At 35.8% G+C, this 14,130-nt stretch carries 10 protein-coding genes; 5 read left to right on the forward strand and 5 right to left on the reverse strand.

From position 1 onward, the window contains the following. Positions 1-1,215: T9SS type B sorting domain-containing protein (locus AC1RRN_RS18415; protein WP_492968710.1), on the forward strand; the 1,215-nt coding region annotated here is incomplete at its 5' end. Between the two features lie 35 nt (positions 1,216-1,250). Further along, complete coding sequence (locus AC1RRN_RS18420) at positions 1,251-2,228, forward strand: PorP/SprF family type IX secretion system membrane protein (RefSeq protein WP_492968711.1); 978 nt, start codon at positions 1,251-1,253, stop codon at positions 2,226-2,228. A gap of 66 nt (positions 2,229-2,294) precedes the next feature. Here AC1RRN_RS18420 and AC1RRN_RS18425 read toward each other — a convergent pair whose 3' ends face one another. The 5 genes from AC1RRN_RS18425 to AC1RRN_RS18445 form a co-directional block, all read right to left on the reverse strand. Next, the gene (locus AC1RRN_RS18425) at positions 2,295-2,525 is read right to left on the reverse strand and encodes a ferredoxin (protein ID WP_492968712.1); all 231 of its coding nucleotides are present in this window, start codon (positions 2,523-2,525) and stop codon (positions 2,295-2,297) included. Next, positions 2,525-3,766 carry a peptidase U32 family protein gene (locus AC1RRN_RS18430; protein WP_492968713.1) on the reverse strand — a complete coding sequence of 414 codons (1,242 nt, stop codon included), beginning with the start codon at positions 3,764-3,766 and terminating at the stop codon, positions 2,525-2,527. Before AC1RRN_RS18430 ends, AC1RRN_RS18425 begins: the two co-directional genes overlap by 1 nt. A gap of 121 nt (positions 3,767-3,887) precedes the next feature. After that, complete coding sequence (gene trhO, locus AC1RRN_RS18435; RefSeq protein WP_492968714.1) at positions 3,888-5,246, reverse strand: oxygen-dependent tRNA uridine(34) hydroxylase TrhO; 1,359 nt, start codon at positions 5,244-5,246, stop codon at positions 3,888-3,890. 193 nt (positions 5,247-5,439) lie between these two features. Then, positions 5,440-7,116 carry a SulP family inorganic anion transporter gene (locus AC1RRN_RS18440; protein ID WP_492968715.1) on the reverse strand — a complete coding sequence of 559 codons (1,677 nt, stop codon included), beginning with the start codon at positions 7,114-7,116 and terminating at the stop codon, positions 5,440-5,442. Between the two features lie 73 nt (positions 7,117-7,189). Next, positions 7,190-8,152, reverse strand: coding sequence for a polyphosphate kinase 2 family protein (locus AC1RRN_RS18445; protein WP_492968716.1), 963 nt, complete (start codon positions 8,150-8,152; stop codon positions 7,190-7,192). 247 nt (positions 8,153-8,399) lie between these two features. Between AC1RRN_RS18445 and AC1RRN_RS18450 the strand changes: the two genes are divergently transcribed. Genes AC1RRN_RS18450 through AC1RRN_RS18460 form a run of 3 tightly spaced genes read left to right on the forward strand, consistent with a single transcriptional unit; the run spans position 8,400 to position 14,101 of the window. Then, on the forward strand, positions 8,400-9,533 hold the full coding sequence (locus AC1RRN_RS18450) for an efflux RND transporter periplasmic adaptor subunit (protein ID WP_492968717.1): 1,134 nt from the start codon (positions 8,400-8,402) through the stop codon (positions 9,531-9,533). A 34-nt stretch (positions 9,534-9,567) separates the two neighbouring features. Continuing rightward, positions 9,568-12,741 carry an efflux RND transporter permease subunit gene (locus AC1RRN_RS18455; protein WP_492968718.1) on the forward strand — a complete coding sequence of 1,058 codons (3,174 nt, stop codon included), beginning with the start codon at positions 9,568-9,570 and terminating at the stop codon, positions 12,739-12,741. Next, complete coding sequence (locus AC1RRN_RS18460; RefSeq protein WP_492968719.1) at positions 12,734-14,101, forward strand: efflux transporter outer membrane subunit; 1,368 nt, start codon at positions 12,734-12,736, stop codon at positions 14,099-14,101. The genes AC1RRN_RS18455 and AC1RRN_RS18460 overlap by 8 nt, the downstream gene beginning before the upstream one ends. Positions 14,102-14,130 lie beyond the last annotated feature (29 nt).

A 14,130-nucleotide genomic window follows, 5' to 3' on the forward strand; every position in this document is an offset into this window, starting at 1 on the left:
TGGACTGTAAACGGACAAATTTATACCGCATCTGGAACTTACGCCGTGAATAATGATGGATGTACGGCTGATCAGATTTTGGAACTGACTGTCGGAACGAAACCTTCGGATGTAATTACAACATTGTCAATCTGTGCCGGAGAATCCTATAAATGGGTTGACAACGTGACTTATTCAACTTCACAGAGCGAAATTAGAATTAACAATGACGGATGTACGCCGGATCAGGTACTGAATCTGACAGTAGCCTTACCTTTAAATTCTTCACTTATTACCGAAATGATCATCCCAGAACTTTGTTATAATGATCGTAATGGTTCATTTACCATTGAAATCACAGGAGGAATTAAACCTTACGAGGTAAGTTTAAATAACAGCAATGAGGTCTATGAACAAGTAACAGAAAATGAATATACTTTTAATTCAATTACTGGTAATAGACAAATTGTTTATATAAGAGATGCGCTTAACTGTACTACACAATTAGACGTAAATATGCCAGATGCTATTCAACTCAACCCTGTCGCTGAAATCAATTATAGCTGTGAGGCAATTAATTCTATTAAAATTAAACTCGACTCTCACATTACAGATCTTGACAATGTTGATTATGCTCTTGATAATGGCACTTTCCAATCAGATAATATTTTTACAAATGTGCCTTCAGGAGAACATACTGTAACAGCAAGACATTTAAGTGGCTGTATACAATCTACAAGGCCATTTACTGTAAATCAAGTGGAACCGCTGAGCATTTTACTTTCTGATGGAGAATTAAATGAAGTTGTTGCTACAGGATTTGGTGGCTATGGAAATTATCAATTCTCATTTGAAGGTGAACAATCTTCGAATAATAAATTAATCATTTACAAATCAGGAACATATACCGTAACAGTAACCGACAAAAATGGATGTACCGCTACCGCTTCAAGATATTTGAACTATGTAGATGTATGCATTCCAAATTACTTTACTCCTAACGGAGACGGAATTAGCGATGAATGGGGTCCTGATTGCAGTATCAATTATAAAAACTTAACATATTCCATTTTTGACAGATATGGCCGAAAAGTAGCGGACTATCATTATGGTCAAAAATGGGATGGGAAATATAATGGTGCCGAATTAACCTCTGGGGACTATTGGTATGTAATAAAACTAAATGACCCTAAAGACAACAGAGAATTTGTCGGACACTTTACACTTTACAGATAACGATTAAAAATCAGGTTATCTAAAATTAATAAAAAATGAAAAAGATTATAATACTATTGCTTCTTTTGGGAGTAAATTCAGGTTACTGCCAGGAATTAAATTTGCCTGTTTTTACTCAATATTTGGCTGATAATTCATTTATTGTTTCGCCGACATTTGCAGGTATTGGAGATAATTTAAGAATACGAGCCAATGGATTAACACAATGGGTTGGAATAAAAGATGCCCCAAACAATCAATCTCTTTATGCTGATCTTAGAGTTTTAGATCGTTCGGGAGTTGGGATTTCTCTTTACAATGACAAAAATGGTAATACAAGGCAAACTGGAGCTAAAATTTCTTTTGCGCACCACTTAATATTAGATTATTATACAAAACAATACTTGTCTTTTGGACTGTCATATAATATCAACAATTTTAAAATTGATATTAATAATTTTACTTCGGGAACTGGCAACAATTATTCTTCAGATCCAAGTGTTACCAATAACAGATCTGTGTCTAACAACAATTTTGACACTGGTATTTTGTATCGAAACAGAGGTTTTTATCTAAGTTTAAACATTGCCAATATACTGAATAAAAAAACTAATATGTTTACGTCTAATGAACCTGCATTACTTCGAAATTACCAAGTGTATACAGGTTATATTTTTAAAGCGCCAGACAATGACCGAGTTGAGTTAGAGCCTTCGGTATATTTTCAGCAATTTGCCAGCGATGGACGTTCCAGCACTGATTTAAATTTCAAATACCGACAATTTAATCGATATGAAGATTATTTTTGGATTGGAGTTTCCTATAGATTCCTAAATGATCAGATTTTGAGTCCTTTACTTTTGGGACCAATGGCTGGTTTTAAAAAATCAAATTTTTACTTTGGTTATTCGTATCAAGCATCTTTAAATCAAATTGGAGCGTACAATTCCGGAACACATGTTATCACGATCGGACTGGATTTTCTTCAAGGGATAAGCAATTGTCCTTGTACTCAAGGTCCTGTTCATTATTAATCGAAATTACATGTTGAAAAAAGTCTGTTTTGCCCCCACAAAACAGGCTTTTTTATTTTGCTTTTTCTAAGTTTCTTTAACAGTAATAATTTTCACCGGACAAGCTTTCGCAGCCAATTCACAATTCTCAAGAATGGTATGATTCTGAGATTTTAAAGTAAAAAAGCCTTTTGCATTTACCGAATGAATCAAAACTGATTTTCCATCTTTTTTTGACATTTGAAAATGAACTGGATCCATTTCGACACAATAACTGCAACCGATGCATTTATCTCTTTGTAGCGTAACAATAACCATTATGCCTCAACAATTTTGTATAATTTGTCCGACATTCGGATTCTAAAAGGCAATTTAAAAGTACAATCGTCGCCTTTTGTTGCTTTTTCTGCTGTAAGATTATTTACAAACATTTCGTCGATAATCATTTCCTGAGCGCCAGTACTTGGTCCCGTTACCAAAATTTTATCTCCAATTTTGATATTATAAGCTTCAATTTTGAATTGACCAACATTTGCTTTTGGAAAATAATGAGTTCCTTTTCCAACATAAACCTTTTTCTGCGTTGCTGCAGATCCAGGAATGTTACTCCACTCTCCTAATTCTTGTCCCAAATAATATCCAGACCAAAAACCACGATTGCAAACTGTTTCTAAGGCCTGCATCCAAACTGTAATTTTTTCTTTTGAGAAAGTTCCATCGTAGTAGGCATCAATTGCTTCACGATAGGTTTTAGTTACTGTTGCCACATATTCTGGCGCACGTCCACGACCTTCGATTTTTAAAACCTGAATTCCTGAATCAATAACCTGATCTAAAAAATTCAAAGTACATAAATCTTTTGGTGACATCATATATTCATTATCGAGCTCAATTTCAAAACCTGTTTCCTGATCGATAACGGTATATTTTTTTCGGCAATTTTGTTTGCATGCACCGCGATTTGCAGATGAATTGTTTGAATGCAGACTCAAATAACATTTTCCCGACACAGCCATGCACAGAGCGCCATGGCCGAAAATTTCGATTTCTATTAAATTACCATTTGGTCCTTTAATCTGTTCTTTTTCAATTTGATTAGTAATATTTTTTACTTGGCGTAAGCTTAATTCTCGGCTTAAAACCATAGTATCAGCAAATAAGCTATAGAATTTTATGGTTTCGATATTCGTTACATTCAATTGGGTTGAAATATGAACTTCCATTCCGATTGATCGTGCCATAGCAATTACAGCCTGATCAGATGCAATTACTGCTGTAATGTTTTCTTCTTTAGCTTTAGTTAATAATGTTTTTACGACTGATAAATCGTGATCGTAAATAATAGTATTTAAAGTAAGATAACTTCGAACGTTTTTAAGTTCGCAGCGATTCGCAATTTCTTTTAAATCCTCAATCGTGAAATTCACCGTTGAACGCGCGCGCATGTTGAGTTGTTCTACCCCAAAGTAAATAGAATCCGCACCATTATCAAGTGCAGCCTGAAGTGACTCAAAGCTCCCTGCGGGAGCCATGAGTTCAATTTTTTTATGAAATGTCATTGTGAATTAATTTTAAAACTTACTCTTTTCTCTTAAAATTAACTTTATGTGGTATTTGAACGTGCTAAAGTTTCGCACTAAGTATATTGTTAAAAAACAATCGATTTTTACAGCCTTAGAATTATTCTAAAATCTTATATATTTTATCTGACAATCTAATTCTGAAAGGAACTTCAAAAGTAACTTTATCTCCAATTTTCGCAGTTGAAGCTTGAACTTCATTCACAATCATTTTTTCTAAAACTAATTCCTGATTACCAGTAGTTGGCCCAGAAATTAAGATTTTATCTCCAATGTTTAGCTCATGATTTTCAACTGTAAACTGTCCAACTTGTGCTTTCACATAATAATGCTCTGCTTTTCCAAGAAGTACTTTTTTTACTTTTACTTTTTGACGAATATCAGCTGGTTTTTGTGCTGTGGCCAAAGCCGTTTCTGGTAATTCTCCTGAATGCTTGAATTTTAGATTTTCAGATTTTCCCTTTCTGAACACTTTATTTCCAACTTGTTTTCCGGTTCTCAAACGAACCTGATCAACCAAAGGCATGTGAATAATCTCTAAACATTCTGTAGAACAGCAGTTTTCCATTGCGGTTTTACATTCATCACATTGAATAAACAGCAAATGACATCCGTCATTTTCGCAGTTTGTATGGTTGTCGCAAGGTTTTCCGCATTGGTGACATTGCGAAATAATATCATCTGTGATTCTTTCACCAAGACGATTATCAAACACGAAATTTTTTCCAATGAATTTACTTTCTAAACCTTCCGCTTCAATTTGTTTGGCGTAATTGATGATTCCGCCTTCTAATTGAAATACGTTTTTAAATCCTTGGTGTTTAAAATAAGCACTTGCTTTCTCACAACGAATTCCTCCGGTACAATACATTACCAGATTTTTATCTTCTTTGTGATTTTGAAGTTGTTCATTGATAATTGGCAAACTTTCTCTAAATGTTTCAACATCTGGAGTAATCGCGTTTTTAAAATGTCCAACTTCACTTTCGTAGTGATTTCTAAAATCAACCACAATTGTGTTTGGATCGTCTAAAATTTCATTGAATTCCTTGGCTTTCAAGTGAACACCAATATTAGTTACATCAAAAGTTTCGTCGTTTAAACCGTCGGCAACGATTTTATCACGAACTTTAATGGTCAATTTTAAAAAGGAATGGTCATCATGTTCTACGGCTTCATTCAAACGAATGCCTTTCATGAAATCATAAACTTCAAGAGTTGCTCTAAAAGTCTCCAAATTTTCTTCAGGAATACTCATTTGAGCATTTATTCCTTCTGTGGCAACATAAATTCGGCCTAAAGCATCGAGTGCGTTCCAGGCTAGAAATAAATCATCGCGAAATTTTTTGGGATCTTGAATTTTGGCATACGCATAGAAAGACAACGTAAGACGTTGTTTACCTGCATCATCGATCATGATAGCTCTTTCTTCTGCGCTCAAAGTGTTATACAGTTGCATGCTATAAACAGTTTTAAGTTAAGAATGTATGTTTTTTAGATTTTCTCTAAAATCTGCGGCAAATTTAGGGTTTATTTTGAGATTAAAAATTGCATTATGCCAATTATCTGATTTTTTTAACAACTTTCAGAAATGACTTAAGATTCTTTTTTACTTCCACAGGCAAAAATACAAGTTTACCGTTATCAAATTTTCACTTATTATTATCTTGAAGTGCGCGAACAACCATATCATCAACCGAAACAGAGCGACTAATATGTCCCACCAAAGCCTCCATATTTTCTGCTCTGAGGCTATCCCGAACTTCAGAACGGGCTTCGGCTATTTTTAGTGTAATATTTTTGGCATTCAAATCAAGAAAAAGCTGTTTCAGGAAACGCGCACCAGCAATATCAATTGTTGGAGAAGAATTAAGATCTAGTATTACTGTTTTTAATGAAGCCTGTTCCATATAGATTTTTTCCCAAATCTTTTCCCGAATATAAGCTGCATTAAAATAAAATATAGAAGACTCAATCCTAACAATGAGCACATTATCGATCTTTTCATTGTCAGGATGTCTTTGCATATCAGTATAAACCTTAGTACCAGGAACTCTGCCCAAAAAAGCCACATTAGGTTTTGAAGCTGCTTTTAACAACAATAACAAAGTAACTATTGAAGCAACTAAAACACCTGCGAGAATTCCCCAAATAAGAACGCCAACTAGTGCAATCATGGCCACAGCAAATTCTTGCTTGTCGATTTTATAAAGAAACCTCATCTCTTTTATATCTACTAAACCTCTAATCGAAATCAAAACAATCGAGGCCAAAATTACTGTTGGTAAATTTTGAATAAAATCTGTTAAAAACAATAAACAAAAAGCTATTGTCACCGAACAAAATAAAAGTGAAAATGGGGTTTTGGCACCCGCCGTATCATTAACCGCAGATTGTGAAAGTCCTCCTGCGACAGGATAACCCTGTCCAAGTGCAACCGCTGCATTTGCAATTCCTAACGCCAAAAGTTCTTGTCTGGGATCAATAACATAACCATTTTTTTGTGCCAATGTTCTACCTGCCGAAATGCTTTCGATATAAGAAAGCAGAAAACAAGCCATTGCTAAAGGCAATACTTTATCTATATCATGAATTGAAATTGAAGGAACATAGAATTCAGGAAGTCCTTTTGGAATCAGGCCAACGGTATCAAATCCTCTACTTTCTAAAGATGTTACAGAAATAAAAATTATCGATAATACCACTATCAAAATAGCAATGGGACGTCCCGGCGCAAACTTCTCTCCTGCTATTAACAATATCATCGCAACTATACCAAAAAGAAAAACAGCAGTATTGAGATTTTGTATCTGCTGAAAAAGCGCAATACAACTTTCCAGAAAATTGTGGCCGCCACCTTTTATGCCTAACAATTCGGGCAATTGACTTAAACCAATGGTAATAGCCGCACCGGCCTTGAATCCTACCAAAACAGTTTCGCTAATAAAATTTATAATTCCGCTCAACTTCAGCAAATAAGCAATTAACGCCATTCCCGCAAAAACCAAAGCGGTGAGCGAGGCAATCTCTGACCATCGTTGTAAGTTTCCATGCGAAATAGCCGCTATTGTTGTACCGATTAACAATGAAATAGCCGACGTTGGACCTATAGCAAGTTGCTTACTGGTTCCTAAAAAAGCATAAAAAACACCACCTATAAGATATCCGTAAATTCCGTAGTGTGGTGGCAATCCAGCAAGAGTAGCATAAGCTAAGGAAACAGGAATTCCATAAGCAGCTAGTGTAATTCCGGCCAAAAAGTCGCTTTTGAGATTTTGTTTTTTATAATCTTTAATCCAGTCTAAAGCGGGTATAAGTTTAGAAGCCATAATTCAGGATGGTTGCAGGTATTATGAATATCGTATTGTGCTTAAAAGCTTTTCGAATTTATAAAACAAAAAATTAATCCTTTTCATTTAATAATGCCTGCTTCACTGCATTTAATTCTGCGATTTTTTCTTCGCTTACTTTTGGATATTCTAGATCCATTTCATCCAAAGCGTGAATTATTGCCGAAGCAATGGCGATGCGGGCATAATATTTATTATCGGCCGGAATTACATACCATGGCGATTTCTTAGTTGATGTATTTTTAATCAATTCTTCGTAAGCGAACATATAATCATTCCAATATCCTCTTTCTTTAGCATCGGCGGCGCTGAATTTCCAATTTTTATCAGGGTTATCAACTCTTTCAATAAATCTTCTTTTTTGTTCTTCTTTGGAAACATTTAGAAAAAACTTGATTACAACCGTTCCGTTTCTGTTCAAATATTTTTCAAAGTTTCGGATGTCTTGAAAACGTTGATCCCAAATATCTTCGGTAATCAATTTTTCAGGGATTTTTTGACTTCTTAAAATCTGCTCATGTACACGAACTACTAAAACCTCTTCATAATACGAGCGATTAAAAATTCCGATGCGTCCTCTTTCCGGCAAATGTTTTTGACAACGCCAAAGATAATCATGATCTAATTCTTCAGAACTTGGCCCTTTAAAAGATGAAACCTGACAACCCTGCGGATTTATACCAGACATTACATGTTTGATTGCGCCGTCTTTTCCTGCGGCATCCATTGCCTGAAATATTATGAGAACCGACCATTTATCCTGAGCATATAGAATGTCTTGCATTGCGGCCAATGCTTTTACTCCCATTTGCAAAGTTTCTTTGATGGCTGATTTTGGTTCATTGCCAAAATACGACGTGGATTTGTCTTTTAGCGTAAAATTATTATCGTCGCCAACATAATATTGCTCTGAAAATTTCTTAGCCCGATGCAGTAATTCTTTTTTATTTAATGATTTTAATTTCCCTGAAACGGACTCCAAATCATCTGTTTTTATTTTCTTCTTTTTTGACATAATTATAATATTTTAAATTAAAAGACAAAGTCACAAAACACAATTCTTACAAAAAATGCAATTGAACGACATTTTACGTCTTTTAGTCGATCTTATTAACATCTGAATATCAATTCAATATAAATTTAATAAAAAATCAAAATGAAAATAATATTTAAAATATTAATTAAAAAAACGCTAACTTAGCTAAGGAATTATTTGGTTTTTAGTTAGTTGAGTTTTAATAAAATTTAATAAAAAATTAAAAATGAACAAAATTTACCCTCCGGCAATTTTCTTACTTTTTCTATTCTTATCCTGCAAAAAAGAAGCCCCACCACAACCCAAGCCTCTTGAAATTCCGATTGTTCAAGTATTACAGCAAGATGTAAAATTAGAATCAGAATTTACAGGTCAAACTTACGGACAATCAGACATTCAAATTAATCCACGAGTAGATGGTGTTATACAAAGTCTTAATTTCAAAGAAGGCAGTTTAGTACGAAAAGGGCAGTTACTATACACAATAGATCCATTACCGTTTCAAAATAAAGTTGCAGAAGCAGAAGGCAGACTCGCTGAAATGCAGGCCAGATTAGCTAAAACTAAATCTGATTATGAAATGATGGAGCCATTAGCAAAAATGAATGCCATCAGCCAAAGGGAATTTATAGGTGCAAAAGCTTCTTATAATGCTTCACAAGCTTCAATTAAAGCGGCCTCCGCCAATGTGAAAAATTCAAAAATAGAATTGAGTTATTGTAATATTGTTGCTCCTATTTCCGGATTAATCGGAATATCAAAAGTTAGAGTAGGCGATTACGTTCGTCCAGGACCGACTTCTGTTTTAAATACTGTTTCTGATTTAGGTGATGTAAGAGTTCGATTTACTATGAGCGAACAGGAATTCCTTCGAATATTTAGAGAAATGTCCAAGAAAAACTCTGATTTAAAAGGAGAAGGGAAAACAATATCCATTCTATTATCAGATGGTTCACCATATCCGGAAACAGGAAAAATCAGTTTTGCAGACAGACAAATTGATCCCGCTACAGGTGCAGTAACTTTTGAAGCTGCCTTTGCAAATCCACAACAATTAATTCGTCCGGGTCAATATGTAAAAATTCATGTTGTTACCGATATTCATAAAAATGCTTTGATCATACCTCAACGTTCTGTTATTGAAATGCAAGGAATTACCCAAGTCTATGTCTTGGGTGCAAACAATAAAGTAGAAATGAAAGAAGTGAAACTTGGTCCTGCATTCAAAGACTCCTACATCATTACTGATGGATTAACAGCCAATGACAAAATTGCACTTGGAGGAACTTCTCAATTAAAAAGCGGCAATGTTGTAACGCCTCAAATTAAAGAATGGGTACCGGGAAAAGCAATTAACTAATTGTGTACTAACTAAATAATTTAGAAACATCATTATGGGAGAATTTTTTGTTAGACGACCAATTGTTGCCATGGTAATCAGTATCATTATTATAATACTTGGATTACTGGCTTTACAGAAAACACCGGTAGCTCAATATCCAGATATTGTTCCGCCTTTAGTAAAAATTACTACTTCTTTTACAGGAGCAAATGCCATAAATGTAGAACAAGCTGTAGCGACACCCATCGAACAGAAAGTAAATGGTGTAGAAAACATGTTATACATGAAATCTATCAATACTTCTGACGGAGCACTTACGGTTGAAGTAACTTTTGATGTTGGTACAGATTTGGACAATGCCAACATGCTGACCCAAAACAAGGAAAAGCAGGCAGAACCTTTTTTACCACAAAGTGTTAAACAACAAGGTGTTTCTATTAAAAAATCACTTTCCTTTCCGATGATGATTTTTACCCTAACATCATCAGACCCTAAATACGATGGTGTCTTTTTAAATAATTATGCTTATATCAATGTTATTGATGCTCTTGCCAGAATAAAAGGTGTTGGAGACTGTATCCTTTTTGCCGGAAGTGAATATTCTATGAGAATTTGGCTTCAGCCGAGTAAAATGAGCAGTCTTGGAATTACTGTTGATGAGATTAAAAAAGCATTAAACGATCAGAATATGATCACGCCAGGAGGAAAATTTGGTGCTGAACCTGCTCCGCTTGGAACAGATTTCACTTATAGCGTAACACTTCAGGACCGACTTGTAACTCAAAAACAATTCTCAGAAATTATTGTAAAAAGCAAAGAAGACGGGTCAAAAGTAATGCTTAGTGATATCGCCAGAATTGAACTTGGTACCGAAAATTACAGTTCAACTGCTCGCAGAAACGGAAAACCAAGTGCGGCGATCGGAATATTCCAAATGCCGGGAAGTAATGCTTTGGATGTTGCTGCAAAAGCAAAAGAAACCATGGAAGAAATCTCTAAAAGATTCCCTTCAAACGTTGAATACCAAGTTTCTTTAGATACTACAACAGCCATTACTGCAGGGGTTGAAGATATTATTCACACACTCTTTGAAGCCATTTTATTAGTTATTTTGGTTGTATTTATATTTCTTCAAAACTGGCGCGCTACATTGATTCCGTTAATTACTGTTCCGGTATCATTAATTGGAACCATCGCCGTTTTCCCATTATTAGGATTCTCCATCAATACACTCTCATTATTAGGATTAGTATTGGCAATTGGTATTGTCGTCGACGATGCAATTGTGGTTGTAGAAGCTGTCGTGCATCATATTGAACATGGAAAAACACCTCGGGAAGCAACCATTCAGGCCATGAGAGAAGTATCTGGACCCGTAATTGCGATTGCCTTAATTTTATGTGCGGTGTTTATTCCGGTTGCGATGACACCGGGAATAACCGGACGATTTTACCAGCAATTTGCCATAACCATTGCCGTCTCGGTCGCGTTCTCGGCATTTAGTGCATTATCGCTGAGTCCGGCGCTCTGTGCAATGCTATTAAAACCGACAAAACCCGTAGAAGAGCAAACTGGATGGCTTGCCAAATTTTTTACAGGTTTTAATAGAATCTTCGAAAAAGTTACCGGGAAATACATAACCGGAGCCACTTTCTTTGCTAAAAAAGCAATACGTATTATTATTTTACTGGCCGTTATTTTAGTCGCAGTTGTATTCTTAGGTAAGAAAGTTCCGTTAGGATTCATTCCCGAGGAGGATCAGGGATATGTACTTGTAAATGTCAACACTCCTCCTGCTTCCTCTTTACAGCGAACTGATGAAGTAACGAGAAAAATTGAATCTATTTTATCCAAAGAAGAAACACTGGATTGCTACACCACCATTAATGGATATAGCTTACTAACAAGTTCTTATTTACCTGCTAATGCTTTCATATTTATTGCCTTAAAACCTTGGGAAGAAAGAACGCTGACAGCGAAACAAATTGCTGATAAAATCAATGGTCAATTTGCAACTAAAATTACGAGTGCTACGGTAATGGCTTTTGGTCCGCCGGCCATTCAGGGATTAGGAGCATCAGCCGGATTCAGTATGATGTTGCAGGACAGAGGCGGAAATACACCTCAATATCTGGCGCAGCAAACTCAGGCTTTTATTGCCGAAGCCCAAAAACGCCCAGAAATAAAAAGAATTTACACTACGTTTAATGCAGGAACGCCTCAAATTAAATTAGAGATTGATAATGATAAAGCCATGAAATTAGGCGTACCTGTTTCAAAAATAACCGAAGTATTAGGTACGTTTTTAGGGGGAACTTATGTGAATGATTTCAACCGTTTTGGTCGTCAGTACAAAGTATATTTACAAGGTGAAGCCGTTGACCGCGTCAAACCTGAAAATCTGAATTTGATTTATGTGAAAAACGACAAAGGCGACATGTTGCCAATATCCACTTTAGTTACTGCTACAAAAGTTTCAGGACCTGATTTTACTAATCGTCTTAATTTATTTAGGTCGGCAGAAATTGGAGGCGCGCCAAATGACGGTTACAGTAGTGCACAAGCACTTGATGCCTTAGAAGAAGTCGCAAAATCAACACTACCTTCTGATATGAGTTACGATTATATCAATCTTTCTTATCAGGAAAAACATTCTCCGGGAGGAGGAATGGTGTTTGCTATGGCTTTGGTCTTTGTATTCTTAATTCTTGCTGCACAATATGAAAGCTGGAAACTACCCTTCAGCGTATTACTTGGAGCTCCTTTTGCTGTTTTTGGTGCATTTTTGGGGCTCTTTTTGGCAAGATTTGCAAGTGATGCTTATGTAAACAATGTTTTTGCCCAGATTGGTCTCGTATTATTAATCGGATTAGTCGCCAAAAATGCGATTTTGATTGTGGAATTCGCCAAAGAAGAATACGAAAAAGGAAAACCGCTTTACGAATCGGCAATGACTGCGGCTAAACTGCGTTTCAGGCCAATTTTAATGACAGCGTTTGCATTCATTCTTGGCGTTGTTCCATTATTGACAGCAACTGGTGCGGGTTCGCAAGCCCGTATTGTAATGGGAATGGCAGTGTTCAGCGGTATGTTAATCGCCACCGTTTTAGGTGTATTAATTGTACCTGGTCTATTTGTAATGATTGAAAACATCGGAAAAAAGAAAGATGATACAACTCTGACTGAAGGACATAATGTGGAATCAAATACTTCTGACCATGATTAAGAGACATAAAATAATCGTTGTTATATTTATCCTCATACTATTTCCTTTGGGCTGCATGGTTGGGCCAAAATATAGCAAACCAGAACAGCAAAAATCAGATTCTTATAAAAACGAAAGAAACTTAGACAGTCTGGCAAACGTAACCAATTTAAAATGGTTTGATCTTTTTAATGATGATGTTTTAAAAGACCTGATCAAAAAAGGACTGGAAAATAATTACGATTTAAAAATCGCAGTTTCCAGAATCGATCAGCTTCGCGCCGAATTAGGTTATGCTAAAGCCGATTTGTTTCCAACATTTCAATACGGAGCAACGATAAACAGCAATGAGAAAAACTTTACACCTTCAAATGTCGGAGCAAGTATGTCTTGGGAACTTGATTTTTGGGGAAAATACCGCCACGAAAACAATGCTGTACAAGCCGAACTCTTAGCTACTGAAGAAGCTCGCAAAGTTGTGCTTTCAGAAATTGTAACAAACATTGCTACTGCGTACTTTCAAATGCGAAATCTAGATGATCAGCTAGAAATTACAAAGTCAACACTTACGACCAGAGAGAAATACTATGACATTATAAACGAAAGATTTAAAAGCGGTTATATTTCTGAAGTTGACAAAGTACAAATTGAACAACAAGTAGCGATTGCAGAAGCCGCAATTCCGAACATTCAAAGACAAATAACCTATCAGGAAAATACAATTGCCTTGCTTACGGGACAGCTTCCTACTGAAATTCCAAGAGGAAAAAGCAATACAGAACTGCGAATTGTCAGTGAAATTCCGCTTTCGCTTCCATCAGCTTTGTTAGAAAACAGACCCGATGTAAAAGCCGCCGAATTACGATACAAAGCAGCAAATGAAAGAATTGGTGTTGCTCAGGCAATGCGTTTTCCATCTCTGAATCTAGCCGCAATAGCCGGATTTGCAAGTGCCGATTTAAGCAATTTATTTCTGGGAAGTTCCTATTCGCAAAATGCATCGGCAGGAATTGCAGGTCCAATTTTTGCCTTTGGAAAAAACAAAAGAAGAGTCGAAATCAACAGACAACAAGCAGAGCAATTCAAATTCATTTATCAAAGAACCTACATTGGCGCCGTTTCAGAAGTAGAACAATCTATTCAAAACATCAAAACGTATAAAGAAGAATGGAAAGCCCGCAACAGACAAGTTCAGGCGGCCTTAATAAACTTTAATCTTTCCCGCGAAAGATATGACAGCGGCTACGTTTCTTACTTAGAAGTTTTAGATGTTGAAACCAACTTGTTCAATGCGCAATTAAGTCTCGCACAATTATCTGAAAGACAATTAAGCTCAATGGTTGAATTGTACAAAGCACTTGGCGGGGGATGGAGCTTATAAGGCTCAAAGGTTCAAAGAGGCAAAGGTTC

The sequence above is a fragment of the Flavobacterium sp. GW821-FHT11G01 genome, from assembly GCF_058808175.1.